Genomic DNA, 22722 nt, shown 5'->3' with positions numbered 1-22722 from the left:
AATCCGGCCGCTTATGAAATTTCAACCCTTAAAAACAGTGCTTTTTTCGACCGCACTTTTCACCACAAGCGCCTGTGGCACAGTGGTAAAGCTCGTGGATCCAACGGAACCTTATAGTGCCTATGCCGGCACGAAATATGATGTCGAGATGGCAACGCGCTGGGGCTTGCCAATTTTGGATGTGCCGTTGTCTTTTCTATTGGATACAGCGCTACTGCCTTATGCGTGGTCGCAAAGTGAATAATCAATGACTATGAAACTCAATCCGCAACAACAACAAGCCGTGGAATATGTGTCCGGTCCCTGCCTCGTTTTAGCCGGTGCCGGCTCAGGAAAAACGCGTGTCATCATCAACAAAATCGCTCACCTCATTGGTAAGTGCGGTTATCTTCCAAAGCAAATCGCCGCCGTCACTTTCACCAATAAAGCCGCACGTGAAATGAAAGAACGTGTGGCTCAGTCCATCGGTAAGGAATCCTCCAAAGGGCTAATTGTGTCCACCTTTCACACCCTCGGGTTTGACATTATTAAACGCGAATACAAGTACTTAGGTTTTAAAGCGAACATGACGCTGTTTGATGAACATGATCAAATGGCGTTGCTAAAAGAGCTCACTGCCGATCTATTGCAAGAAGACAAAGATTTACTACGTACGCTGATCAATCGCATTTCCAACTGGAAAAATGATTTATGTAGCCCGCAACAAGCGTTGACATTGGCGCGCGATAAGCAAGAACAAACCTTCGCGCATTGTTACGACCGCTATAACAAACAACTGCGTTCCTACAATGCTTTAGATTTTGATGATTTGATTATGTTACCGACCCTACTGTTCAAACAGAACGCCGAAGTGCGGTCAAAATGGCAAGAGAAAATTCGCTATCTGTTGGTAGATGAATACCAAGACACCAATACCAGCCAATATGAGTTGATTAAGTTGTTGGTAGGTGATCGTGCGCGTTTCACGGTGGTAGGTGACGACGATCAGTCTATTTATTCTTGGCGTGGTGCGCGACCACAGAATATGGTGCGATTACGCGATGATTTTCCGGCGTTACAGGTGATTAAACTGGAACAAAATTACCGTTCCAGCCAACGCATTTTGCATTGCGCCAATATCCTCATCGATAACAATGATCATGTTTTCGACAAAAAACTCTTTTCCAATTTAGGCGAAGGGGAAAAGTTACAAATTATTGAAGCGAAAAACGAAGAACATGAGGCGGAACGAGTGGTAGGTGAGTTGATTGCTCACCGGTTTATCGCTAAAACCCATTATCGTGATTATGCCATTTTGTATCGTGGCAACCACCAATCGCGCTTGCTGGAAAAAATCCTGATGCAAAACCGTATTCCATACAAAATCTCCGGCGGCACATCCTTTTTCTCCCGCGCGGAAATTAAGGACATGATGGCGTATTTGCGTTTGGTGGTGAATCAAGATGATGATGCGGCGTTTTTGCGCATTGTGAACACGCCAAAACGGGAAATCGGTACGGCAACGCTGGAAAAATTGGGTTCATTGGCACAAGAAAAACATGTCAGCTTATTTGAAGCGATTTTTGATTTTGAGCTGATTCAACGAGTCACACCGAAAGCCTACGATGCATTGCAAAAATTCGCCCGTTGGATTGTTGAATTGAATGATGAAATTCAGCGCTCCGAACCCGAGCGCGCCTTGCGTTCCATGCTTGCTTCGTTACATTATGAAGAATATTTATACGAATACGCCACCAGTCCGAAAGCGGCAGAAATGCAGAGCAAAAACTTGGCAACGTTGTTTGATTGGGTCGCTGATATGCTAAAAGGCGACGAGTTTAACGAACCGATGAATCTGAACCAAATCGTCACCCGCTTAACGTTGCGCGATATGTTAGAACGGGGCGAAGAGGAAGACGACAGCGATCAAGTACAATTAATGACGCTCCACGCCTCCAAAGGGCTAGAATTTCCGCATGTGTTTTTAATCGGCATGGAAGAAGGCATTTTGCCGCATCAAACCAGTATTGACGAAGACAACGTGGAAGAAGAACGCCGTTTGGCGTATGTGGGCATTACTCGTGCTCAGCAGAATCTATGGTTTTCTTTGTGCAAAGAACGACGCCAGTTCGGCGAATTGATTCGTCCTGAGCCAAGCCGATTCTTACTGGAGTTGCCGGAAAACGATTTGCAATGGGAACGGGATAAACCGCCGTTAAGTGCCGAACAGCAACAGGCAAAAACACAAAGCCATATTGCTAATTTACGGGCGATTTTACGCGGGAAATAATCTGTGAATGTGATACTTGAAGTTGTCGAGAAATCGCACAACTAACTTGATTTCAAGCACTTTTCGGAAAAAATAATTTGACTTATTGTCATAAACCCGTATTATACCGCCCACAAACCGATTGTGGTGAGATGGCCGAGTAGGCTGAAGGCGCTCCCCTGCTAAGGGAGTATGGGGTCAAAAACTCCATCGAGGGTTCGAATCCCTCTCTCACCGCCATTTGTTTAATTTGTCTCGCACCCGTAGCTCAGCTGGATAGAGTACTCGGCTACGAACCGAGCGGTCAGAGGTTCGAATCCTCTCGGGTGCGCCATTTTAAATCGACTCTATTGTTTGAAATGGTCTGAGCAAATTAAACATCAACTACGCACCCGTAGCTCAGCTGGATAGAGTACTCGGCTACGAACCGAGCGGTCAAAGGTTCGAATCCTTTCGGGTGCGCCATTTCACTTCTTTATAATTTCCAACTCATTTTCTAGAACAACCAAAAGTGCGGTCGTTTTTTCGTGTATTTTTAACGAAGCCGTTCTAACACGTGTGGTTGATCCAATACTAATCCGTAAACGTTTGCCAAAAAATACGTTTGTTCTTCTTCGGGAATCACCAACGGAATTACTTTCAATATCTTTTGGTGAATTTGCAAAACTTGCGGAAAAACCACCGCACTTTGAATTTCCTCCAAAAAATCTGCATACAACGGCGAAACTCGATGGCCACGTTGAATCCGCCCCAAGGCACTGGCAATATGCACCAACATCATTTTTACCTGCTCGGTTTCAACATCCACCCGCCAATCTTGTTGCAAATGACAACGCACATTCAGCACGATTTGCACAAGATGTTCGTCAATTAATTCTCGGACTTGAAATGCCCAAAGTCGTTGTTGAAGATCCATTCTCTCGCTCTCAAAAAAGTTGCCCAAGTATAACCGAATCACTATGAATTAAACGGTGCATTGATCACAAAATTGTAGCAAAATAACTCCCCTCTCATTTTATTAAGGTAATTCGGAAAGCAACATGTTAGATAATGACGTAATAAATCAGTATGACGGTTTAATTTTTGATATGGACGGCACCGTCATTGACACCATGCCTAGCCATGCCAAAGCATGGGAAATGGTCGGGCAACATTATGGTTATCCGTTTGATGGCAACCTATTATATGAAATGGGGGGTGCCCCGGTAAGAACCATTGCGGTAGAAATGATGAAACGCTATGCAATGCCGCTAGATAAGTTAGACGATGTCATTGAATTAAAAAGAGAATATGGCAAAAAACTGATTATGCAACACGCCACATTGTTACCCGCAGCCAATATTGTTCGCGCCTTCTATAATAAAAAACCCTTGGCATTAGGCACAGGATCCCACCGCCCTATTGCAAAAATTTTGTTAGACAAATTCGATTTTGAGAAATATTTCTCAGCTATCGTAACTGCCGAAGACATTCAACATCACAAACCGGCACCTGACACGTTTTTACGTTGTGCCGAACTGATTCAAGCCAAGCCACAACGTTGCTTAGTCTTTGAAGATGGTGATTTTGGCATCCAAGCCGGATTACGCGCCGGCATGGATGTGTTTGATGTGCGGGTCAACAAATTAATACGAGGTAATTCGTGATTATCGATGGGCAATCACAGCAGATCATGAAAATGACTTACGCACTTATTTTCCGCACATTTAATCATGTTTGATCTTTTTAGCTGGGATGGGTGGTTCGCCTTATTTGGCGAGCATCGATTGTGGATTATGTTCGCCAGCGCTTTTCTCAGCGCGACTGTCCTTCCCGGTAATTCCGAAATTATTTTTGTCACCCTCATCACACCGCTTTTATGGGCGGGATCCCCTTATTTTTCTATGGAAATTCAAAGCCTACTGTGGATTGCCGTCACCGGAAACACGCTGGGAAGTCTGACCACCTATGCGCTTGGGCGTTGGCTCCCTACTTTTAATACACCGCCACAAAATGCAAAACTCACTTGGGTATTAGAAAAAACACAACGTTACGGCAGTGTGATGTTATTTTTTAGCTGGTTGCCAGTCGTCGGCGATGTATTTTGTGCCGTGGCAGGCTGGTTGAGATTAAATTGGGTGGCGTGTCTGATTTTTATGACGCTGGGAAAAATAGTGCGGTACGTTTTTTTGTTATTTTTGGGCGTTACCGTTCTTTAAAGAAGGCCATTTTACGGTAAAATGACTAAAAAAATGCCTCTCACGAGGAGAGGCGAATAACCTAAGGAACCAATTTTATTAAAACAACTGCAAGTTGCTCGTTATCTATGACAGCAGTATAACGGAAAAAGTTCGGAAATAATTTAAAAAAATCTCAAAAAAAGTCTCAATTGACTATTTTATAAACAAAAATCACTCCATTTGAGGAAAACAAAATGCCATTACTTGATAGTTTTAAAGTTGACCACACACGTATGAATGCACCAGCAGTGCGAATTGCTAAAATAATGCAAACTCCAAAAGGAGATAACATCACTGTTTTTGATTTGCGTTTTACCATTCCCAATAAGGAAAATTTGCCACCGAAGGGCATTCACACATTGGAGCATTTATTTGCCGGCTTTATGCGTGATCATCTCAATAGTCAAGATGTCGAAATTATCGATATTTCGCCGATGGGTTGCCGCACCGGTTTTTATATGTCCTTAATCGGTACCCCGAACGAAACCCAAGTTGCACAAGCTTGGGCAGCCTCCATGCAGGATATCCTCAATGTGAAAAATCAACGTGAAATTCCTGAACTGAATGAATACCAATGTGGTACATACACCGAACATTCTTTAGAGGAAGCCCATCAAATCGCACAAAACGTATTAGCGCGCGGTATCGGTGTGAATAAAAACGAAGATTTAACGTTGGATGAAAGTTTACTAAAACAATAAGGAGCTCCCTATGACCACAATCGGCACGCCATTAACCCCAAAAGCACTGAAAGTAATGATGCTTGGTGCAGGGGAATTGGGCAAAGAAGTTGTCATTGAATTACAACGTTTAGGTGTTGAGGTGATTGCTGTAGATCGCTATGAAAATGCGCCTGCACAGCAAGTGGCACACCGTGCTTACACCATTTCCATGTTGGATGGCGCGGCATTACGCGCCGTTGTGGAAAAGGAACGTCCTGATTTTATCGTACCGGAAGTGGAAGCTATCGCCACCGATACTTTACTTGAACTGGAACAAGAAGGGTTCACCGTTATCCCGACCGCCAAAGCTACGAAACTAACCATGAACCGTGAAGGCATTCGTCGTTTAGCCTCGGAAGAATTAGGCTTGCCAACCTCACCTTATGAATTCATAGATAACTTTGACGACTTCAAAAGTGCGGTCGAAAAAATCGGTGTTCCGTGTGTGGTCAAACCGATTATGTCCTCTTCCGGTCATGGGCAAAGCGTTATTCGCACCCTCGATCAAATCCAATCCGCATGGGATTACGCCCAAGAAGGCGGACGTGCCGGTGCCGGACGCGTCATTGTGGAAGGGTTTATTAAATTTGATTACGAAATTACTCAGCTCACCGTACGCCATGTGAATGGTACTTCATTCCTTGCGCCAATCGGACACATTCAAGTGGATGGCGATTACCGTGAATCTTGGCAACCTCAAGCCATGTCAGAAACCGCATTGAAAAAAGCGCAAGAGATTGCGGAGAAAATCACCGGTGCATTAGGTGGTCGTGGGATTTTCGGGGTGGAAATGTTCGTGCGTGGCGATGATGTGATTTTTAACGAAGTCTCTCCTCGCCCACATGATACCGGCATGGTGACCATGATCTCACAAGAGTTATCACAGTTCGCCTTGCACGCTCGTGCCATTTTAGGATTGCCGATTCCAAGCATCGATTTCATCAGCCCGTCCGCCTCTAAAGCCATTGTGGTAGAAGGCAAATCCAACCAAGTACAATTTGCCAACGTAGAGCAGGTACTTGCCGAACCGCAAACCAACTTACGCATTTTTGGTAAAGGTGAAGTGAATGGCCATCGTCGTTTAGGGGTGATTTTGGCGCGCGATATTAGTGTTGAAAAAGCCTTAGAAAAAGCCCGTCGTGCTTATGATAAATTAGAGGTGATTTTATAAGTTCAGCTTATCGTTGAATCACAGTTAAAGTGCGGTGAAAAAATATCTTATTTTTTCACCGCACTTTTTTATTAAAAACCGACCGGCGCGGTGAATCCCATCGTTTCTCCGGTAATCGGATGTTGAATCTGCAGGCTTTCCGCGTGCAAGCAGAGACGAGGCGATAACGCTTTGGCTTGTGGATGTGCGTAGAATTTATCACCTAAAATCGGATGCCCAAGTGCCAGCATGTGTAGGCGTAATTGATGGGAACGCCCTGTAATCGGCGTAAGCTTTATGCGTGTCGTATTATTGGGATAACGTTGTAAAACATCGTAAAAAGTGACCGCTCTTTTGCCTCGTTCAAAGCAAATTTTTTGCCGTGGGCGATTTTCCCAATCACAAATGAGTGGCAATTCCACCACACCATGATCTTGCTCGACATGCCCCCAAACCAGAGCTTGATAATATTTTTTCGGTTCGCGTTCACGAAATTGGCGTTTTAACTCGCGATCTGCCGCTTTGCTCAAAGCAAACAACAAAATGCCGCTGGTGGCCATGTCAAGGCGATGCGCCGGTTCACAAAAACCGTACTTTTCTTTCACCCGCGACATTGCGCTGTCGTAATATTGCGGCTGATTGCCCGGTACGGAAAGCAGTCCACTTGGCTTGTTCACCACCGCAATATAATCATCGCGATACACCAAATCCAGCCAAGGTTCCTGCGGCGGATTATATTCAATCAGGGCCATGTTTATTCCTTATTGCTCACAATCACACGCAAGCAATCTAAACGCCAGGTTGCCTGTTGTAACAGCTGTAAAATTTGGGTGCGTTGACGTTCTAACGTGTGAATTTCATCGGCGCGAATGTTTTTATTCACTTTTTGTAACGCGATTAATCGGTTGAGTTCTGCATCCAATTGCTGCTCGGCTTCTTGCTGTGCGGCATTGATAATTTGCTCACTTTGTGCCACCACCAAACGCTCCCCTTGGGCAATCAACCCTTCAATGCTCGGACGCAACATTTTCACAATTTTATTCGCCACATTGCGTTCCATCGGCTTCAATTTGCGTTGTAATGTGTCAAATGCCACCTGCGACGCCAAATCATTACCGCGATTATCCAGCAACAGACGAATCGGTGTTGGCGGTAAGAAGCGGGTTAATTGTAACCCTTGTGGCGCTTGACTTTCCACCACATAAACCAACTCCAGTAACAGCGTGCCTGATGGCAGATTTTTATTCACCAACAACGCCACGGTGCTTTTGCCAATGTCGCCAGAAGTGATTAAATCAATGCCGTGGTAAATCATCGGATGATCCCAAGTGAGGAACTCCAACTCCTCGCGTGCCAACGCCAGTTGACGGTCAAAAGTGACCGTGACACCTTCCTCTTTCAAGCCCGGGAAATCGGGCATAAGCATCGTTCCTGTGGGCGTGATGACGATAGATTGCTCACCTAAATCTTCCTGTTCCACACCGATGACATCAAACAGATTCAAGGCAAAATTGACTAACTCCTGACTACCATCTTGCTCGGCAATGTCTTGTGCCAGCTGCTTCGCCGCCTCGCCACCGTTAGAGTTAAGCTCCAACAACAAATCACGCCCTTGTTCCAACAGCTGCTTCAGGCGTAACCGTTCCTCTTGAGTACGCTCAATTAAGCCCTGACGAGCGTCAAGTGCGGTCGGATTCTTCAATGTTTTTTGCAATACTTCGGCAAACTGTTCGAACAATAAGGCGCCCATCGGACAGGTTTCATTGAAAGCATTCAAGCCTAAATGATACCAGTCAGCCAGCACCGCTTGCGCACTGTCGGCAAAATACGGCTGATAAATTTGAATTTCTCGCGTTTGTCCAATGCGATCCAAACGCCCGATGCACTGCTCTAACAAATCGGGATTTTCCGGCAAATTAAACAGCACCAAATGACAGGCAAATTGGAAGTTTCGCCCCTCAGAGCCGATCCCGGAACTGAGTAGCACCTGTGCACCATTTTCTTGTTGGGTAAAATACGCCGCCGCACGATCGCGTTCCACAATAGACATTTTTTCGTGGAATACCGCACTACGAATGCCTTCTTTTTCACGCAGAATTTGTTCCAGCTGAATTGCCGTATCTGCATAACGACAAATCACCAACACTTTTTCCTGTCGATGTTGTTTTAAAAAATCGATGAGCCATTGCACACGTGGGTCAAATTCCCACCACGCCATATTGGCGTTAAGTTCTCGCAGAAAATGTTCAGGATAAAGCGCGCATTGCAACGGATTTTCACCAAAGGCAAGGAGCGTTTTCACTGCATTTTCATATTGCTTCGGCTGAGATAAGGCAATGGGGTGATACACCCTTTTCGGGAAGCCTTGTACACTTTGACGGGTATTGCGGAACAATAAACGCCCGGTGCCGTGGCGGTCGATAAGCTGTTGAATTAACTTCGCCTTATTGCCGGTTTCAAAATTAATCGACTTAGCCAACAACAAGGAAATCGTGCGCTTTTCATCCACATTTAATGGGCGATTATCCAGTAATGCCTGTGTGGCTTCAGCAATCGGCTGGTAATTTTGCTGTTCCTTTAAAAAAGCCTGATAGTCATGGAAACGATGTGGGTCCAATAAATTCAAACGGGCAAAATGACTTTGCTGACCAAGCTGCTCCGGTGTGGCGGTGAGTAACAACACGGCCGGAATCTGTTGTGTCAGTTGTTGCACTAACTGATATTCCAAACTTGGATTGACTTCGTCATACACCAAATGATGCACTTCATCGACAATAAGCATATCAAAACCGGCCGCCAAAATTTGTTGTACCCGTTTTGGCGTTTGCACCAACCAATCCAAGGCACAAATAATCATGGATTCGGTGGTAAACGGATTCACTTCTTCTTGCTCTTCTGTCGCGGCAAAATCCGCGCAACGTTCTTCATCAAACAGCGAAAAGTACAAATTAAAACGACGCAACATTTCGACCAACCATTGATGTTGCAACGTTTCCGGCACAATAACCAGCACGCGGCGTACCTTTTCGGCAAATAATTGCTGCTGCAAAATCATGCCGGCTTCAATGGTTTTACCTAAACCCACTTCATCGGCCAACAACACGCGTGGTGCAATACGCCGCCCGGCTTCTTTCGCAATGTGTAATTGATGAGGAATCAGCCCAGCGCGGATACCGCGTAAGCCCCGCAAGGGCGATTGAAATTGCGCTTTTTGGTATTGCAAAGCTTGGTAACGCAACACGAAATGGTCGTTACGATCAATCTGTGCGGAAAACAGGCGTTCTTGCGGTCGGCAAAAAGAAATGCGATGAGCCAACTCCATTTCACTGACGACACGGTCTTCCTTGCCCTCTTGTTGTACCAAATAGAACAGCAAGCCATTATTTTCCGCCACATTGAGCACTTCGCCATGCCAACTTTCTACATGTTGAATCAAATCACCGATACGAAATTGCACACGATTTAACGGCGCGTTTTTCACCGCATAAATACGTTGTTCTTGTGCGGCAGGGAAATCAATTGTCACTTGCCGAACATCCACGGCACGAATGACTCCTAAGCCTAAATTATTTTCCGTTTCACTGATCCAACGCTGCCCAACCGCAAAAGTCATGATGTTCTCTCTATTGATAAAAAGGCGCTATTTTAGCCCTGTTACGCTGAAAAAGAAATGACACGATGCCATTCATGTTTAACGTGATGACATCTTTTTTGTGATCAGCAACACAAAAACGTAGCAAATCCTTTACATTCTAAAAAATACTTCCTAAGATGACCGCACTTTATCCCATTTGTGAGGTGACTATGAATCTACAACCGTATTTACATCAAATAAAACAAGAACTTTTTTCCGACTGGAAACCTTTTGAAGTGTTTTGGCTATTTCTCTTTATTGCCGCACAAATTGTTGCTTTTGTCTTAGATCCACAATCGCCGCTTGCCATGATTTCCGGTATTACAGGCGTGATTTGCGTGGTGTTTGTCAGTAAAGGGAAAATCAGTAATTATCTGTTCGGACTGATTTTTGCCTACACTTACTTCTATGTAGCATGGGGTGAGAATTTCATCGGCGAAATGAATACCGTCTTGTATGTTTATATTCCAGCGCAATTTATCGGTTATTTCATGTGGAAAACCCATATGCAACAAGAAAAGAGCGGTGGAGAAAGCGTAATTGCCAAATCGTTGACGTTACAAGGCTGGCTCATCCTTGCCACCACAGTGATTGTCGGTACGTTATTGTTCGTGCAAGCCCTTAATGCGGCAGGCGGCAGCTCCACAGGATTAGACGGTTTAACTACCGTAATTACTGTTTCAGCCCAATTATTGATGATTTTACGCTACCGTGAACAATGGCTTTTATGGATTTTGTTAAATATCCTTTCCATTGCCTTATGGGCGGAAACCCCGGCCATGTATTTAATGTATAGTGCCTATTTACTGAACTCGTTATACGGTTATTACAACTGGACGAAATTAATGAAATAGGCCTAAGAAACAAAGAAAAACACCGCACTTTTAAAGAAAGTGCGGTGTTTTTTTATGGTGTTTTTAGAAGTTCAAATAAAAATCCTGCGTCAATGCAACAAAATCGGCGTGATATTGATTCTGGGTGTCGTAGATAATCAACTCGTCATATAGCAATGTTTGTGGTTGTGTGGCAAAGGTCAACAACATACGTTGTGGCGCTTTGCCTTGCTTAGTAATGACATCGCAACGCACAACACAATAAAGTGCGGTGCTTTTTAGCAAAGTTTCTCCTGCGTCAAAAGGTAACACAAAACTGATTTTTCCCTTGGGTGCCAAGCAAGCAGCAGCGGTCTCTAACCAATGTAAATGACTTTGTGCGGCAAAATAACGGGCTGTATTCCGCTCCTCATTACGACAATCTACCCCCGTTTGAAAATAGGGCGGATTGGCGACAATCAAGTCGAAGCGCTCTGCTGTTTGAGTACAAAAACTATCTATATCCTGCTGATACACCTGAATTTTATTCTTCCACGGTGAAATTAATACATTTTCACAGGCTTGTTGTGCCGCCGCGTGATCAATTTCCACGGCACAAATTCGGCTTTCGGCAGAACTGCGTTGAGCCAACATTAAGGCGATTAAGCCGCTGCCGCTACCTAAATCCAATATCTGGTTTGCCTGCGTCACATCCGCCCACGCGCCCAATAAAATACCGTCCGTCCCCACTTTCATGGCACACCGCTCGTGATTGACCTGAAATTGTTTAAAACGAAAACCCGTCTTACTCATCGAAAAACACCGTCAAAAAGGACCGCACTTTAACGGTAAAGTGCGGTATAATTCGGCGCAATTTTAATGCTAATGAACAACAAATACCAATGACAAACCTCACTCAATTTGCAGATTTTGATCTCGCGCCTGAATTACTCAACGCCCTCCAGAAAAAAGGCTACCAACGTCCTACCGCCATCCAACAGGAAACCATTCCTGCCGCGATGGAGGGCTTTGATGTCCTCGGGTCGGCACCGACCGGCACTGGAAAAACCGCCGCGTTTTTGCTACCGGCGATTCAACATTTGTTGGATTATCCACGCCGTAAACCGGGCGCGCCGCGTGTGTTGATTCTTACACCAACCCGTGAACTTGCCATGCAGGTAGCGGAACAGGCGGAAGAACTTGCCTGCTTTACCAAACTCAGCATTGCGACCATCACCGGTGGTGTGGCGTATCAAAATCACGGCGAGATTTTCAATAAAAATCAAGACATTGTTGTGGCGACCCCGGGGCGTTTGTTGCAATACATTAAAGAAGAAAATTTTGATTGCCGCGCGGTAGAAATTCTGATTTTTGACGAAGCGGACAGAATGTTGCAAATGGGCTTTGGGCAAGATGCGGAGAAAATCTCGGCAGAAACCCGTTGGCGTAAGCAAACGTTGTTATTCTCGGCGACCCTTGAAGGGGATTTATTGGAAGATTTTGCCGACCGCACGTTAAACGAGCCGGTGAAAATTGATGCAGAACCGAGCCGACGTGAGCGGAAGAAAATTCAGCAGTGGTATTATCACGCCGACAGTAATGAGCATAAATTCAAATTATTAGCGCGTTTCATTGAGCAAGAGCAAGTGAGCAAAGGCATTGTATTCGTACGCCGTCGGGAAGATGTACGCGAACTGGCGGAAAATTTGCGCAAACGCGGTATTCGCAGCACCTATCTGGAAGGTGAAATGGCGCAAACCCAACGCAATAATGCCATCGATAAACTGAAAAACGGCGTGGTGACGGTGTTGGTCTCCACGGATGTCTCCGCACGCGGTATCGATATTGATGATGTTAGCCACATTATGAATTTTGATTTACCGTACAGCGCCGATACTTATTTGCACCGCATCGGGCGTACCGCGCGTGCCGGCAAAAAAGGCACCGCCGTGTCTTTCGTGGAAGCACACGATTATCGTCTGCTGGGCAAAATTAAGCGTTATACCCAAGAAATTCTGAAAGCACGTGTGATTGAAGGTTTGGAACCGCGCACCAAAGCGCCGAAAGACGGCGAAATCAAAACCGTCAGCAAAAAACAAAAAGAGAAGAAATTAGAAAAACGCGAAGCACAAAAAAAAGCAGATAAAAAAGCCAAACAGCGCCACCAAGATCGTAAAAATATCGGCAAACGCCGTAAACCAAGTGCTTCAACAACAGAAACCGCCCAATAATCGCCAATCGCCGGAATAAGATAACGCCATGATGTCAAAAGAGAATTTCGAACAGCATACGCCGATGATGAAACAATATCTGCAACTCAAAGCAGAGAATCCGGATATTTTGTTATTTTATCGCATGGGCGATTTTTACGAGCTGTTTTACGACGATGCAAAACGCGCCTCCGCACTGTTGGATATTTCGCTGACCAAACGAGGACAATCTGCAGGGCAGCCAATTCCTATGGCTGGCGTGCCTTATCACGCGGTGGAAGGCTATTTAGCGAAGTTGGTACAGTTAGGGGAGTCCGTCGCCATTTGCGAACAAATCGGTGATCCGAATACAGCGAAAGGCCCCGTTGAACGCCAAATTGTGCGCATTGTCACGCCGGGCACGGTGAGTGATGAAGCGTTGTTACCGGAACGGCAAGACAACCTCATTGCCGCGGTATATCAGGAAAATGATCACTTCGGTTTGGCGACATTAGATATGACGTCCGGTCGTTTTCAGCTATGCGAACCGCAATCCAAAGCGGATTTACAAACGGAATTACAACGCATCGCGCCGGTAGAATTGCTTTATTGTGAGGATTTTGCTGATTTTCACCTCATCGAACACGCTAAGGGTTTGCGTCGTCGCCCTATTTGGGAATTCGAGCTAAAAACCGCCATTCAGCAGCTTTGCCATCAATTTAATACCAAAGACTTGCGCGGATTCGGTGTGGAAAAAGCGATTCTGGGCTTATGTGCCGCCGGTTGTTTATTGCAATACGCACGCGAAACGCAACGCACCGCCTTGCCGCATATTCAAAGCATTCATCTCATTCAACACAGCGAAAATATTCAGTTGGACGCGGCAACCCGTCGCAATTTGGAGCTCACTCAAAATCTGGCGGGCGGTACGGAAAACACGCTGGCGGCTGTGTTGGATAAATGCGTTACCCCGATGGGCAGTCGCCTGCTCAAACGCTGGATTCACCAACCGATTTGCGATGTAGAAAAACTCACGCAACGCCAACAAGCCATTGGGGCGATTTTAGAGCAGGATTTAGTGGCGGATTTACAACCTTATTTGCAACAAGTGGGTGACATGGAACGTATTTTGGCACGCGTGGCGTTACGCACCGCTCGTCCGCGTGATTTAACCCGCTTGCGTACCGCTTTAGAGCAGATTCCTTATATAAAAAATCGGTTGGCTGAAAAAACATCCGCCAAAATGGCCGCACTTTATCAGCAGCTAGGTGATTTTTCTGCACAATTTGACCTGTTACAACGAGCGATTATTGACAGCCCACCGGTGTTAATTCGTGATGGTGGCGTCATTGCGGCGGGCTACAACGCCGAATTGGATGAATGGCGTGAATTAGCCGACGGTGCAACTCGTTATTTAGAAGATTTGGAACAACGAGAACGGGAAAGCACCGGTATTGATACGTTGAAAATCGGCTTCAATGCCGTGCACGGCTATTACATTCAAATTAGCCAAGGGCAAGCCCATAAAGCACCGATTCATTATGTGCGTCGTCAAACCTTAAAAAATGCCGAGCGTTATATCATTCCTGAATTGAAAACCTATGAAGATAAGGTGCTGAAAGCAAAAGGGGCTTCTTTGGCGCTAGAAAAACAGTTATATGATGAAATTTTCGACCAATTATTACCGCACTTGGGCAACTTACAGCTCACCGGTTTGGCATTAGCCGAATTGGATGTGCTCACCAATTTAGCGGAGCGGGCGGAAAGCCTGAATTATGTGGCACCGACCTTCTCGGCACAAACGGGCATTCATATTCAAAATGGCCGTCACCCAGTGGTGGAGCAAGTATTGAAAGAACCGTTTATTGCCAACCCAACAGCGCTTACGGAACAGCAACATTTTCTCATTATTACCGGCCCAAACATGGGCGGTAAAAGTACCTATATGCGCCAAACGGCGCTGATTACCTTAATGGCGTACATGGGCAGTTTTGTGCCGGCAGACAGTGCCGTCATTGGCCCTGTTGATCGTATTTTTACCCGCATTGGTGCTTCTGATGATCTGGCTTCAGGGCGCTCAACCTTCATGGTGGAAATGACAGAAATGGCGAATATTCTGCATCAAGCGACGGATAAAAGTTTGGTTTTAATTGACGAAATCGGTCGCGGAACCTCCACTTACGACGGTTTGTCTCTCGCTTGGGCTTGTGCTGAATGGTTAGCGAAGAAAATCCGTTCTTTAACCTTATTCGCCACCCACTATTTTGAGCTCACCGTGCTACCGGAACAGGTGCAAGGTATCGGTAATATTCATTTAGATGCTATTGAGCATAATGACACCATTGCTTTCATGCACGCCGTACAAAAAGGTGCAGCCAGTAAAAGCTACGGTCTTGCTGTTGCCGCTTTAGCCGGTGTGCCTCAACAAGTTATCAAGCTTGCCAAACAAAAACTGGCGCAATTAGAAAAACTGTCACAGCAAAACACCAACCAACAGATTCAGGATCTGCGTTTATTAAATCAACGCCAAGGTGAATTAGCATTTGATCAGGCAGAAGATGAAAATAAGGAGATGTTATTGAATATGTTACAAGAATTAGATCCGGATGAATTAAGTCCAAAACAGGCATTGGCCTATTTGTATCAGTTAAAGAAAATGATAAAGCAGTAAAAATAGGAAAGAAAAAAACCGCACTTTAGATAAAAAATCTAAGTGCGGTTTTTTCTTATCTTTTATCTCTAACCGTTATACTAGCTCAGGTTCTAATTTAAAATATTCCGCTTTGCTTTCTATTTTCCTTTCCTATGCCCCCAAAGCAAAAACCCCCGATGCTCTCACATCAGGGGTTCCTATCAGGCTTGGCGGTGACCTACTCTCACATGGGGATGCCCCACACTACCATCGGCATTACGGCGTTTCACTTCTGAGTTCGGTATGGAGTCAGGTGGGCCCACCGCACTATCGCCGCCAATATTCTTTATGATTTCTCTCTTATCTTATTCACGTCTTCTTAATCTAAAAACAAGCCTTCTCTCAACTCTCTCTTTGCGTCTTTCTCTTAACTGCTACTCTACTTCGCTCCATGCTCCAGGTCTCCCCAAAAACACTTGAGCGTTGTATGGCTAAGCCTCTCGGGCAATTAGTATGCGTTAGCTCAATGTATCACTACACTTACACACCGCACCTATCTACGTCTTAGTCTTAAACAACCCTTACTGTCTTAAAGACAGGGAGAACTCATCTCTTGGCAAGTTTCGTGCTTAGATGCTTTCAGCACTTATCTCTTCCGCATGTAGCTACCCAGCAATGCCTCTGGCGAGACAACTGGAACACCAGTGATGCGTCCACTCCGGTCCTCTCGTACTAGGAGCAGCCCCAATCAATTCTCCAACGCCCACGGCAGATAGGGACCGAACTGTCTCACGACGTTCTAAACCCAGCTCGCGTACCACTTTAAATGGCGAACAGCCATACCCTTGGGACCTACTTCAGCCCCAGGATGTGATGAGCCGACATCGAGGTGCCAAACACCGCCGTCGATATGAACTCTTGGGCGGTATCAGCCTGTTATCCCCGGAGTACCTTTTATCCGTTGAGCGATGGCCCTTCCATGCAGAACCACCGGATCACTATGACCTACTTTCGTACCTGCTCGACTTGTCTGTCTCGCAGTTAAGCTTGCTTATACCATTGCACTAACCTCACGATGTCCGACCGTGATTAGCAAACCTTCGTGCTCCTCCGTTACTCTTTGGGAGGAGACCGCCCCAGTCAAACTACCCACCAGACACTGTCCGAGACCGCGTTTCGCAATCTTCGTTAGAACATCAAACGTTAAAGGGTGGTATTTCAAGGACGACTCCATAATCACTGGCGTGACTACTTCAAAGTCTCCCACCTATCCTACACATCAAAATTCAATGTTCAGTGTCAAGCTATAGTAAAGGTTCACGGGGTCTTTCCGTCTAGCCGCGGGTACACCGCATCTTCACGGCGATTTCAATTTCACTGAGTCTCGGGTGGAGACAGCCTGGCCATCATTATGCCATTCGTGCAGGTCGGAACTTACCCGACAAGGAATTTCGCTACCTTAGGACCGTTATAGTTACGGCCGCCGTTTACTGGGGCTTCGATCAGGAGCTTCTCTTTCGATTACACCATCAATTAACCTTCCAGCACCGGGCAGGCATCACACCCTATACGTCCACTTTCGTGTTTGCAGAGTGCTGTGTTTTTAATAAACAGTTGCAGCCAGCTGGTATCTTCGACCGGTTCAACCTTCGCCCGCAAGGGACTACAATCTACGCCGGCGCACCTTCTCCCGAAGTTACGGTGCTATTTTGCCTAGTTCCTTCACCCGAGTTCTCTCAAGCGCCTGAGTATTCTCTACCTGACCACCTGTGTCGGTTTTCAGTACGGTTTAGATAAACCTGAAGCTTAGTGGCTTTTCCTGGAAGTGTGGTATCAGTTACTTCAGCTCCGTAGAGCCTCGTCATCATCTCTCAGTGTTAAGGAAGTCCGGATTTGCCTAAACTTCCCACCTACAAACTTAAACGTGCATATCCAACAGCACGCTAACCTAACCTGCTCCGTCCCCACATCGCAGTTTATCCAAGTACGGGAATATTAACCCGTTTCCCATCGACTACGCTTTTCAGCCTCGCCTTAGGGGCCGACTCACCCTGCCCCGATTAACGTTGGACAGGAACCCTTGGTCTTCCGGCGAACGGGTTTTTCACCCGTTTTATCGTTACTTATGTCAGCATTCGCACTTGTGATACGTCAAGCCCACCTCTCGATGAACCTTCATCCGCTTACACAACGCTCCCCTACCCAACAGACTTACGTCTGATGCCGCAGCTTCGGTGCTATATTTGAGCCCCGTTACATCTTCCGCGCAGGCCGACTCGACTAGTGAGCTATTACGCTTTCTTTAAATGATGGCTGCTTCTAAGCCAACATCCTAGCTGTCTAAGCCTTCCCACTTCGTTTCCCACTTAATATAGACTTTGGGACCTTAGCTGGCGGTCTGGGTTGTTTCCCTCTCCACGACGGACGTTAGCACCCGCCGTGTGTCTCCTGAGTATCACTCTTCGGTATTCGTAGTTTGCATCGGGTTGGTAAGCCGGGATGGCCCCCTAGCCGAAACAGTGCTCTACCCCCGAAGGTGTCCGCTCAAGGCTCTACCTAAATAGATTTCGGGGAGAACCAGCTATCTCCCGGTTTGATTGGCCTTTCACCCCCAGCCACAAGTCATCCGCTAATTTTTCAACATTAGTCGGTTCGGTCCTCCAGTTAGTGTTACCCAACCTTCAACCTGCCCATGGCTAGATCACCGGGTTTCGGGTCTATACCTTGCAACTATTCGCCCAGTTAAGACTCGGTTTCCCTTCGGCTCCCCTATTCGGTTAACCTCGCTACAAAATATAAGTCGCTGACCCATTATACAAAAGGTACGCAGTCACCCTTGCGGGCTCCCACTGCTTGTACGTACAAGGTTTCAGGTTCTATTTCACTCCCCTCACCGGGGTTCTTTTCGCCTTTCCTTCACAGTACTGGTTCACTATCGGTCAATCAGGAGTATTTAGCCTTGGAGGATGGTCCCCCCATCTTCAAACAGGATATCACGTGTCCCGCCCTACTTGTCGTTAGCTCAGTACCACAAAAGTATTTTCGAGTACGGGATTATCACCCTCTACGATTTGGCTTCCCAGCCAATTCCTCTAATACTTCCGCTATCACTAACAGGCTCCTTCGCTTTCGCTCGCCGCTACTCACAAAATCTCGGTTGATTTCTTTTCCTCGGGGTACTTAGATGTTTCAGTTCTCCCGGTTCGCCTCATTATCCTATGGATTCAGATAATGATAGTGGGTTCTTCACCCACTGGGTTTCCCCATTCGGACATCTTGGATTAAACGCCTCTTATCGACTCATCCAAGCTTTTCGCAGATTAGCACGTCCTTCTTCGCCTCTGATTGCCAAGGCATCCACCTTGTACGCTTTGTCACTTAACCATACAACCTCAAGTATTCTTACCTTATTATTTAAATAACATTAAACAATAAGCCTCAAACACTTCAACTACGATTAATAACAGTTAATTAAGAGTAATCGCCTTTTATCAATCACTCTCACTCAGACTTTCTTGAAAGTCTCGTTTTCAGCTTGTTTCCAGATTTTTAAAGAACAGTAAAGATGAAAAATCATCTTTAAATGGCGTCCCCACGGGGATTCGAACCCCGGTTACCGCCGTGAAAGGGCGATGTCCTAGGCCTCTAGACGATGGGGACAGCATATAAAGATGCTCTCTTCTCTTTAGTATTTTGTTCTTTCCTTGTCTACAACCATCAAACAAACTGTGTGAACACTTAAAGTCGATTCTATCTTTGGTAAGGAGGTGATCCAACCGCAGGTTCCCCTACGGTTACCTTGTTACGACTTCACCCCAGTCATGAATCATACCGTGGTAAACGCCCTCCCGAAGGTTAAGCTATCTACTTCTGGTACAACCCACTCCCATGGTGTGACGGGCGGTGTGTACAAGGCCCGGGAACGTATTCACCGCGACATTCTGATTCGCGATTACTAGCGATTCCGACTTCATGGAGTCGAGTTGCAGACTCCAATCCGGACTTAGACGTACTTTGTGAGATTCACTCCACCTCGCGGCTTCGTCGCCCTCTGTATACGCCATTGTAGCACGTGTGTAGCCCTACTCGTAAGGGCCATGATGACTTGACGTCATCCCCACCTTCCTCCGGTTTATCACCGGCAGTCTCCTTTGAGTTCCCGACCGAATCGCTGGCAACAAAGGATAAGGGTTGCGCTCGTTGCGGGACTTAACCCAACATTTCACAACACGAGCTGACGACAGCCATGCAGCACCTGTCTCATGGTTCCCGAAGGCACTCTCATATCTCTACAAGATTCCATGGATGTCAAGAGTAGGTAAGGTTCTTCGCGTTGCATCGAATTAAACCACATGCTCCACCGCTTGTGCGGGCCCCCGTCAATTCATTTGAGTTTTAACCTTGCGGCCGTACTCCCCAGGCGGTCGATTTATCACGTTAGCTTCGGGCACCAAGCTCAAGGCCCAATCCCCAAATCGACAGCGTTTACAGCGTGGACTACCAGGGTATCTAATCCTGTTTGCTCCCCACGCTTTCGCACATGAGCGTCAGTACATTCCCAAGGGGCTGCCTTCGCCTTCGGTATTCCTCCACATCTCTACGCATTTCACCGCTACACGTGGAATTCTACCCCTCCCTAAAGTACTCTAGCTACCCAGTCTGAAATGCAATTCCCAGGTTAAGCCCGGGGATTTCACACCTCACTTAAATAGCCGCCTGCGTGCCCTTTACGCCCAGTTATTCCGATTAACGCTCGCACCCTCCGTATTACCGCGGCTGCTGGCACGGAGTTAGCCGGTGCTTCTTCTGTGATTAACGTCAATCGTGATGCCTATTAAACATCACGCCTTCCTCGTCACCGAAAGAACTTTACAACCCGAAGGCCTTCTTCATTCACGCGGCATGGCTGCGTCAGGGTTGCCCCCATTGCGCAATATTCCCCACTGCTGCCTCCCGTAGGAGTCCGGGCCGTGTCTCAGTCCCGGTGTGGCTGGTCATCCTCTCAGACCAGCTAGAGATCGTCGGCTTGGTAGGCCATTACCCCACCAACTACCTAATCCCACTTGGGCTCATCCTATGGCATGCGGCCTTGCGGTCCCGCACTTTCGTCTCTCGACTCTACGCGGTATTAGCGACAGTTTCCCGTCGTTATCCCCCTCCATAAGCCAGATTCCCAAGCATTACTCACCCGTCCGCCACTCGTCAGCAAGAAAGCAAGCTCTCTCCTGTTACCGTTCGACTTGCATGTGTTAAGCCTGCCGCCAGCGTTCAATCTGAGCCATGATCAAACTCTTCAGTTCAAAAAGTTTAATCGCTCAATACTGCTGACTTAATTAATCATCTATATAAATAAACGAATTTTCGTAGCACTATTCAGTTCAATTTTAAAATTCTTAATAATAAAAACGAATCTTCAAGTGCCCACACAGTTTGTCTGATTGATTGTTAAAGAACAAAAAACGACGCGCAGTTTTATGCTTTACAACGGCGCGTCGTTGTGGGGGCGTATTATAGGCATTTATCATGGCCTTGCAACCCCTTTTTTCAATTTTTTGCAAAATATTTTTTAATTGATAATAATTTAAGCACAATAAAAATTACATCTTAAACCATTCAACCAACTTGCAAGCATTAGATCAACAATGGTGTTTTATGTATTACGCCACTTTCCTTATCATTCTCTAACACCCTTTGATTTTTCTCATCCCATTAGCTTCAAGCATAAGGTTTAATTTAATAAGGGTTGATGATTTTTCTTTTTCTGTCAACAAGTTGACGTGTTTATCCATTAAAGCAGCTCTAAATGTCCAGAGTAAATCAATACTTGCAGGAATACCTAATTTCTTTAATCTGACATAACTATGAATAGCACCCAATGCTCTAAAATCACTGACTGTATGAATATTAATTTTAGCTAACAGCCTTTCATGCTTAATAGTGAAATTAGCTAATTCTTTGATACGCTCTTTTTTAGCTAAATTCTCAGAAAGTTTTTTTCTTTTAATTTGTTGAATAGAAAGGTTAATGACTTGTTTGAAAAGAGTTTTGTTTTTACGAACTGAAGGAGGTAATTGATAATAATGATAAAGAGCTAATTTACTCATATTATTAGGATTGAGTGAATAGGCAACAGCCCCAAGCCTCTCCAAATAAGGTACCAACTCTCCCTCGGCTCTAACAAAAATTGCGTCGTTTTGGGACAAAGCAAACATGGCATCTTCTTGGAATATTCCATAACCGGTAAACAAATTCTTAACTCTTACCTCACCAATCAGTTCAGTAAATTCATTGCGTAGTTCTTGTTTTGTGTTACACATAGTTTTTCCTCACACTATTATTATGTGAATTAGTTATATCATACTTTTTATTTTTTAAGAAAAAGATATCATTAATAACATTCAAAAATGTGAAGTAGATCGAAAAAATAGAATTTTTTAACTAAAATATCAGCTAAAAAACATAAGATATGTAAAAAATTAGCGCACGATTCTTTATCTCGCATACACTGTTTATTTTGCCTACTTTCCTTTATTACTGTATTTTGCTATCCTTATACACACTTTTGGGGCTGATTTTGGATTCGACGGGATTAGCGAAGCCCGAGGTGCACGTCGAGGTGCGGTAGGCCTCGTAAATAAACCGCAAAAAAATAGTCGCAAACGACGAACAATACGCTTTAGCAGCTTAATAACCTGCTCATAGCCTTCGCTCCCCAGCTTCCGCTCGTAAGACGGGGATAAAGCGGAGTCAAACCCAAACGAGATCGTGTGGATGCCGCTGTTTGAGGATCGAAGCATTAAATTGAATCAAACTAGCTTAATTATCGCGTGTCTGTCCGCAGGATTAAGCGAAACTTAAAGACTGACTAAACGTGTAGTGCTGACGGTAGAGGAATTTCGGACGGGGGTTCAACTCCCCCCAGCTCCACCAAGTCCAATTCCAAACAAGTTTAATAAAGTCCGATAAAGCCTTGGCGCATAACACTCCAAGGCTTTTTTATTGTCCTATTTAATCCTATCTATTCCGACCTAATCCAACGATTTTAGTAACATCGATAGTAACACTATGATAAAATAACTTAGGTCGATGTTACTACAAGCATTAAGAGTCTTATGC

The 22722-nt window shown here is 45.6% G+C and carries 14 protein-coding genes, 4 tRNA genes, 3 rRNA genes and 1 other RNA gene; 13 read left to right on the top strand and 9 right to left on the bottom strand.

What is annotated here, in order from left to right; genetic code table 11:
• The first annotated feature begins 13 nt into the window (after nucleotides 1-13).
• The 5 genes from DQN58_RS02545 (at nucleotide 14) to DQN58_RS02525 (ending at nucleotide 2713) form a co-directional block, all read left to right on the top strand.
• Nucleotides 14-244 (top strand): YceK/YidQ family lipoprotein, encoded by a 231-nt coding sequence (locus tag DQN58_RS02545; RefSeq protein WP_005715559.1) that lies wholly within the window; start codon nucleotides 14-16, stop codon nucleotides 242-244.
• Between the two features lie 9 nt (nucleotides 245-253).
• On the top strand, nucleotides 254-2269 hold the full coding sequence (rep, locus tag DQN58_RS02540; RefSeq protein ID WP_032998054.1) for a DNA helicase Rep: 2016 nt from the start codon (nucleotides 254-256) through the stop codon (nucleotides 2267-2269).
• Nucleotides 2270-2394: 125 nt separating this feature from the next.
• Nucleotides 2395-2488 (top strand) — tRNA-Ser (locus DQN58_RS02535).
• Nucleotides 2489-2505: 17 nt separating this feature from the next.
• Nucleotides 2506-2582, top strand: a tRNA-Arg gene (locus tag DQN58_RS02530).
• Nucleotides 2583-2636: 54 nt separating this feature from the next.
• Nucleotides 2637-2713, top strand: a tRNA-Arg gene (locus DQN58_RS02525).
• A 70-nt stretch (nucleotides 2714-2783) separates the two neighbouring features.
• Here the strand turns inward: DQN58_RS02525 and DQN58_RS02520 are convergent.
• Complete coding sequence (locus DQN58_RS02520; RefSeq protein WP_005715555.1) at nucleotides 2784-3164, bottom strand: PRD domain-containing protein; 381 nt, start codon at nucleotides 3162-3164, stop codon at nucleotides 2784-2786.
• 124 nt (nucleotides 3165-3288) lie between these two features.
• Here DQN58_RS02520 and DQN58_RS02515 point away from each other — a divergent pair, with 124 nt between their 5' ends.
• From DQN58_RS02515 to purT, 4 genes are all read left to right on the top strand, one after another.
• Nucleotides 3289-3894: a beta-phosphoglucomutase family hydrolase gene (locus tag DQN58_RS02515; protein WP_005715553.1), complete on the top strand. Its 606-nt coding sequence runs from the start codon at nucleotides 3289-3291 to the stop codon at nucleotides 3892-3894.
• 66 nt (nucleotides 3895-3960) lie between these two features.
• Nucleotides 3961-4446, top strand: a complete 486-nt coding sequence (locus DQN58_RS02510) for a YqaA family protein (RefSeq protein WP_005715551.1) — start codon at nucleotides 3961-3963, stop codon at nucleotides 4444-4446.
• Between the two features lie 215 nt (nucleotides 4447-4661).
• Nucleotides 4662-5168, top strand: a complete 507-nt coding sequence (luxS, locus tag DQN58_RS02505) for an S-ribosylhomocysteine lyase (protein WP_005715549.1) — start codon at nucleotides 4662-4664, stop codon at nucleotides 5166-5168.
• A 10-nt stretch (nucleotides 5169-5178) separates the two neighbouring features.
• Nucleotides 5179-6360: a formate-dependent phosphoribosylglycinamide formyltransferase gene (purT, locus tag DQN58_RS02500; RefSeq protein ID WP_005715547.1), complete on the top strand. Its 1182-nt coding sequence runs from the start codon at nucleotides 5179-5181 to the stop codon at nucleotides 6358-6360.
• A gap of 71 nt (nucleotides 6361-6431) precedes the next feature.
• On the opposite strand, the gene rluA is transcribed toward purT, so the two are convergent.
• Nucleotides 6432-7091 (bottom strand): bifunctional tRNA pseudouridine(32) synthase/23S rRNA pseudouridine(746) synthase RluA, encoded by a 660-nt coding sequence (gene rluA / locus DQN58_RS02495; protein WP_005715545.1) that lies wholly within the window; start codon nucleotides 7089-7091, stop codon nucleotides 6432-6434.
• Nucleotides 7092-7093: 2 nt separating this feature from the next.
• On the bottom strand, nucleotides 7094-9952 hold the full coding sequence (rapA, locus tag DQN58_RS02490) for an RNA polymerase-associated protein RapA (protein WP_005715543.1): 2859 nt from the start codon (nucleotides 9950-9952) through the stop codon (nucleotides 7094-7096).
• Between the two features lie 191 nt (nucleotides 9953-10143).
• On the opposite strand from rapA, the gene pnuC reads away from it, so the two are divergent.
• Nucleotides 10144-10827, top strand: a complete 684-nt coding sequence (gene pnuC, locus DQN58_RS02485) for a nicotinamide riboside transporter PnuC (protein WP_032997720.1) — start codon at nucleotides 10144-10146, stop codon at nucleotides 10825-10827.
• 63 nt (nucleotides 10828-10890) lie between these two features.
• Here the strand turns inward: pnuC and DQN58_RS02480 are convergent, their stop codons facing one another.
• Complete coding sequence (locus tag DQN58_RS02480) at nucleotides 10891-11598, bottom strand: tRNA1(Val) (adenine(37)-N6)-methyltransferase (protein ID WP_005715539.1); 708 nt, start codon at nucleotides 11596-11598, stop codon at nucleotides 10891-10893.
• Between the two features lie 89 nt (nucleotides 11599-11687).
• Between DQN58_RS02480 and srmB the strand changes: the two genes are divergently transcribed.
• The gene (gene srmB / locus DQN58_RS02475) at nucleotides 11688-13016 is read left to right on the top strand and encodes an ATP-dependent RNA helicase SrmB (protein WP_005715536.1); all 1329 of its coding nucleotides are present in this window, start codon (nucleotides 11688-11690) and stop codon (nucleotides 13014-13016) included.
• A gap of 28 nt (nucleotides 13017-13044) precedes the next feature.
• The gene (mutS, locus tag DQN58_RS02470; RefSeq protein WP_005715534.1) at nucleotides 13045-15645 is read left to right on the top strand and encodes a DNA mismatch repair protein MutS; all 2601 of its coding nucleotides are present in this window, start codon (nucleotides 13045-13047) and stop codon (nucleotides 15643-15645) included.
• 186 nt (nucleotides 15646-15831) lie between these two features.
• Here mutS and rrf read toward each other — a convergent pair.
• The 5 genes from rrf to DQN58_RS02440 all read right to left on the bottom strand — a co-directional run bounded on the left by rrf (nucleotide 15832) and on the right by DQN58_RS02440 (nucleotide 21923).
• Nucleotides 15832-15947 (bottom strand): 5S ribosomal RNA (gene rrf, locus DQN58_RS02465).
• 146 nt (nucleotides 15948-16093) lie between these two features.
• Nucleotides 16094-18990, bottom strand: a 23S ribosomal RNA gene (locus tag DQN58_RS02460).
• Between the two features lie 200 nt (nucleotides 18991-19190).
• A tRNA-Glu gene (locus DQN58_RS02455) sits at nucleotides 19191-19266 on the bottom strand.
• A gap of 100 nt (nucleotides 19267-19366) precedes the next feature.
• Nucleotides 19367-20906 (bottom strand): 16S ribosomal RNA (locus DQN58_RS02450).
• Together the 16S, 23S and 5S rRNA genes with 1 tRNA gene alongside form the textbook arrangement of a ribosomal RNA operon.
• 381 nt (nucleotides 20907-21287) lie before the next feature.
• Nucleotides 21288-21923: a TfoX/Sxy family DNA transformation protein gene (locus DQN58_RS02440; RefSeq protein WP_006719988.1), complete on the bottom strand. Its 636-nt coding sequence runs from the start codon at nucleotides 21921-21923 to the stop codon at nucleotides 21288-21290.
• Between the two features lie 247 nt (nucleotides 21924-22170).
• On the opposite strand from DQN58_RS02440, the gene ssrA reads away from it, so the two are divergent.
• Nucleotides 22171-22536, top strand: a transfer-messenger RNA (tmRNA) gene (gene ssrA / locus DQN58_RS02435).
• Nucleotides 22537-22722 lie beyond the last annotated feature (186 nt).

This window comes from Aggregatibacter segnis ATCC 33393 (genome assembly GCF_900476035.1).
Classification (GTDB): Bacteria; Pseudomonadota; Gammaproteobacteria; order Enterobacterales; family Pasteurellaceae; genus Aggregatibacter; species Aggregatibacter segnis.
Note: the sequence above shows the minus strand (reverse complement) of the source record. Positions and strands in the feature narration are given on the sequence as shown.